The sequence below is a fragment of the Streptomyces triticirhizae genome, assembly GCF_003696235.1.
GTDB classification, from domain to species: Bacteria; Actinomycetota; Actinomycetes; order Streptomycetales; family Streptomycetaceae; genus Streptomyces; species Streptomyces triticirhizae.
The window spans coordinates 1-3,225 of the sequence record NZ_RFFJ01000338.1; the positions used below are offsets into that span (position 1 = coordinate 1).

Annotated in this window: 2 protein-coding genes and 1 pseudogene; 2 read left to right on the forward strand and 1 reads right to left on the reverse strand. The window is 71.9% G+C overall.

Annotated features, from left to right (window positions below):
* A pseudogene (locus tag EBN88_RS31015) lies at positions 1–1,201 on the forward strand (hypothetical protein); the annotation flags it as partial.
* Positions 1,202–1,321: 120 nt separating this feature from the next.
* Here the strand turns inward: EBN88_RS31015 and EBN88_RS29265 are convergent.
* Positions 1,322–2,605, reverse strand: a complete 1,284-nt coding sequence (locus EBN88_RS29265) for an adenylosuccinate synthase (protein ID WP_122400015.1) — start codon at positions 2,603–2,605, stop codon at positions 1,322–1,324.
* Positions 2,606–2,735: 130 nt separating this feature from the next.
* Between EBN88_RS29265 and EBN88_RS29270 the strand changes: the two genes are divergently transcribed.
* The coding region (locus tag EBN88_RS29270; protein WP_267902615.1) for a diacylglycerol kinase family protein at positions 2,736–3,225 on the forward strand (490 nt) is incomplete at its 3' end.

Here is a 3,225-nt window from a genome sequence, read left to right on the forward strand (position 1 = left end):
CCCGGCCCCGCCGTCGGCCGCGCCGCCCACGCCCACCCAGCTGAGCGTGCCGGCGACGCCGCCGCCGAGCCCGGCGCCGAACGGCCCGGTCGACGCGATGGCGACGATGACCTCGGCCGCGCCGCCCCCCGGCTACGGCCCGCCGCCCGGGCAGGGCGGTCAGGGCGGCCAGGGGTACGGCTACCCGCAGCAGGCGCCCGGCACCCCGGCCTACGGCTATCCGCAGCAGGGCGACCCGAACAACCCCTACGGCGGCGGCTACGGGGGCCCGGGTGGCCCCGGCGGCTACGGCCCGCCCGGACCGGGCGGCCCCGGGGGCCGGAAGAACAACCAGACGCTCTGGATCGTGGTCGCCGCCGTGGTGGTGCTGGCCCTGGGCATCGGCGTCGCGGTCTTCGCCATGGGCGGGGACGACAACGACAAGGCCGGCGGGGGCGGCACCGAGACCCCGACCTCGGAGCAGCCAACCGAGCCGACGGACGACCCCACCCCGACCCCGGACCCCACGCCCACGGACGACCCCACCATCGGTGGCGAGGACCAGATACCGACGGAGATGGTCGGTGCCTGGGAAGGCGAGATGACCAGCAGCCAGGGCGACACCTGGTTCCAGCGGATCGAGATCTCCGAGGGCTACACCGGCGACATCATCACCACCCAGTACACGGTGCTGGCCGGGACGCTCTGCATGGAGTCCTCGGTGCTGGAGAGTTCGGGCACGGTCGTCACGCTCAACAGCGACAGCATCGACGACCAGTGGCCGAGCGGCGCGAACTGCAGCCCGTGGGGCGAGCAGACTCTGGAGTACAGCGGCGGCTCGCTGGTGTGGAGCGCTCCGAGCTTCGGCGTGGAGTCGAGCATGACGATGGCGGAGGCCGGTGCCGGCAACGACGCCATGCCGTACGACATCTACAGCGAGACCTGGGTCGGCCCGGACCTGACGGCGGAGACCGAGACCACCGCGTCCGCCGGCGAGTTGGGCGTGACGTTCACCAACGGCACCTGCACCTGGGAGTCCACGATGGTGGCCGGCGGCCTCCAGGCCACCCAGGTCATCATCGGCCCGGGCGACGCCGTCTCGGGCGGCTGTGACCCGTTGCCCAGCTACCGCATCCACTGGACGGGCGACGACCCGGAGACGATCACCTTCTCCCCGATGGACGGCGGCGAGGGCGAGTTCAACGCCAACCTGTCGGACTGACGGCGGGACACCGGGCACCAGGCGGCGTGGGCCGGGTGGGGGTCATGACGACCACCACCCGGCCCACGGGCTTTCGGGGCCCTCGGAGGAACTCCCTCGGAAAGTCCCTCGGGAAGCTCCTCAGAGGAAGGGGTGGACCTGGATGGTCTCGTCCCGGCCCGGGCCCACGCCGATCGCGGAGATCCGCGCGCCGGACATCTCCTCAAGCGCCGCCACATACGCCTGGGCGTTCTTCGGCAGGTCGGAGAGCGACCTGGCGTCCGAGATCGGCTCCTGCCAGCCGGGCAGGTACTCGTAGACCGGCTCGGCGTGGTGGAAGTCGCTCTGGCTGTAGGGGAGTTCGCTGACCTCGCGGCCCTCGATCCGGTAGCCGACGCAGACCGGGACGCGCTCCCAGCCGCTGAGCACGTCCAGCTTGGTCAGGAAGAAGTCGGTGATCCCGTTGACCCGCACCGCGTAGCGGGCGATGACCGCGTCGAACCAGCCGCAGCGGCGGTCCCGACCGGTGGTCACGCCGTACTCGTGGCCCTCGCTCCGCAGCCGGTCGCCGTCCTCGTCGAACAGCTCGGTGGGGAACGGGCCGGCGCCGACCCGGGTCGTGTACGCCTTGAGGATGCCGATGACCCGGTCGATCCTGGTCGGCCCGACGCCGGTGCCGGTGCAGGCGCCGCCGGCGGTGGGGTTGGACGAGGTGACGAACGGATAGGTGCCGTGGTCCACGTCGAGCAGGGTGCCCTGGCCGCCCTCGAAGAGCACCACCCTGCCCTCGTCGAGGGCCTGGTTGAGGACCAGGGTGGTGTCGCAGACGTAGGGGCGCAGCGGCTCGGCGAAGCTCAGCAGCTCCTCGACGGCCTGCTCGACCTCGATGGCGCGGCGGTTGTAGATCTTGGCCAGGAGCTGGTTCTTGTGGTCGAGCGCGGCCTCGACCTTCTGCCGAAGAATCGATTCGTCGAACAGGTCCTGGACGCGCACCCCCTGCCGGTTGATCTTGTCGGCGTAGGCCGGGCCGATGCCGCGACCGGTGGTGCCGATCTTCCGCTTGCCCAGGAACCGTTCGGAGACCTTGTCGAGCGTCTGGTGGTAGCTGGTGATCAGATGCGCGTTGCCGCTGACCAGCAGGCGGGAGGTGTCGATGCCCCGCGCGTTCAGCTCGCTCACCTCGGAGAGCAGCTTGCTGGGGTCGACGACCACGCCGTTGCCGATCACCGGCGTGCACTCGGGGCTCAGCACGCCGGAGGGCAGCAGGTGGAGCGCGTACTTCTGGTCGCCGACGACCACGGTGTGACCGGCGTTGTTGCCGCCCTGGTAGCGCGCCACATAGTCGACGGAACCGCCGAGCAGGTCCGTGGCCTTGCCTTTGCCCTCGTCACCCCACTGAGCGCCGAGCAGCACAAGTGCGGGCACAGGCGTACACCCCTTCCGAGCGGGGCATCTACGCTGTGCTGCCCCGGATCGACGAAACCCCTGCGCAATCGCGACAGGGGCTCTTGCACAGAGAGCTTACGGGAGACGCAGCCGGGAGGCGAACAGTCAGGTGCTCATCGTCATCGACCCGACGGCCCGGCGCGTGGACGGGGAGTCGGTGCGCATCGCCAGGGACGTGTTGTGCGCGGGGGCCAGCGACGAGGTCCGGGTGTGCGTGCTCGACGGGCCCGAGGCCCTGCCCAGGGTCCTGGCCAGAAGGAAGGGTCGCCAGCTGGTGATCGTCGGCGACGACCGGGCGCTGCTGCGCGCGGTGCGGCTGCTGCACCGCGAAGGTGACCTGGCCGCACGGCCGTTGGGGCTGGTGCCGGTCGGCAACTCGGTCGCGGTGGCGCGGGCGCTGGGGGTGCCGACCGACGCGGTCACCGCCTCGCGCGCGGTGCTGACCGGGCACAGCCGCCGTCTCGACGTGCTGAGCGACGACGCGGGCGGGCTGGTGCTGGGCGGGCTCGGCATCCCGGCGCCGGCCGGCCCGGCGCGGGCCAAGGGGTGGTGGCGCGCGGTGCCGATCCCCCGGCAGTCGCGGGGGGAGGGGCGGTTCG